Origin of the sequence: Bartonella queenslandensis AUST/NH15, assembly GCF_000312585.1 — a bacterium.
GTDB lineage: Bacteria > Pseudomonadota > Alphaproteobacteria > Rhizobiales > Rhizobiaceae > Bartonella > Bartonella queenslandensis_A.
The window spans coordinates 5,782-6,862 of sequence record NZ_HE997983.1 but is presented as its reverse complement, the minus strand read 5'-3'; the positions used below and the strand labels follow the sequence as shown (position 1 = coordinate 6,862).

The 1,081-nt window shown below is 41.4% G+C and carries 1 protein-coding gene; it reads right to left on the bottom strand.

All coding sequences use genetic code 11. The features are described from left to right. On the bottom strand, positions 1-1,081 hold a 1,081-nt coding region (locus BN338_RS02025), incomplete at both ends, for a glycine zipper family protein (RefSeq protein ID WP_482762593.1).

Here is a 1,081-nt window from a genome sequence, read left to right as displayed (position 1 = left end):
TCAGCCATATAATCATCACCTGCCCTATGATACTTCCTGGAAAGACCATCGAGAGCCTTTTTAGTTTGATCTAACAACTGTATTGTAGGCTTGTATTTAATATGCTGAAAAACTTTCGAACGAAACTTTTCTGGGGGTGCAGAACGAAATTCATGTTCTAAAGTTTGAACTGCTTGATCCAGAGCTTTTTTAAATGTTTTACGCTTAAAAAGATTATTAAGATCCCCATAATATTTTTCATCTATTGGAATACGGTATGCTTCTGCATAAAGTGGTCCATGCTCTCTTGCTCCTTGCTCTTCAAGCGCTTTTTTAAAATCCTTCGTATCTCGTAGAGGGGTAATGTTTTCATCTGCAGATTTTTTAAGACGGGTTGTAGCTTGACGCATTCGTTTATCGTGTGCTTCTTTCAAAAGTTTCGAAACACGCGTGTTTGTTTTCCCCATATTCGCAAGTGATACTTCTAAATTAGGACTGATATCTGTCAAAAATGCATGGCGTGGCGCATTTGCAAGACGTTCTGCAACATTTTCAATGCCATCATCATGCAATGTTTTTGCAATTTCCCTAACCGCTTTGGTTTGAACTTCCTTATAAGCAGGATTAAAACGACCTCCTTTCATAAAAGGAATATGTTGCAATCCCTTTCCTATTTTTCTTGTTCCCCAAGAAGCACCTGTACCAAAGAGAGAACCAAGAGGACCAGCTACTCCTCCAATAACACCACCAGTCCCTGCCGATATAAGACGACCAGAAAGATCATCTCCCGCTCCTGAACCGTGCAAAGCTCCAGAACCTGCTCCTAAAAGTGCTGCCTTACCAAGATTTCCAAACGCTGATGTTGCCACTGAACCGGCTCTTAAAATTCCTAGCCAAGGCATAAATGATAGTGCTGTCGGTACAAGTGAACCAAGCATATAAGCACCGGAAGATATCCATGGATGCTTCTCTGCCAAGGCTTTTTGGTAAGCCCGTTCCTTCGCTACCCTTTTATTATAGACCTCTTCTGCTCGTTTATTGCCACTCCAATAATCCTTAAAACCTGCTTCACCTATCGCCTGTAGCTCATCACTATAACCCG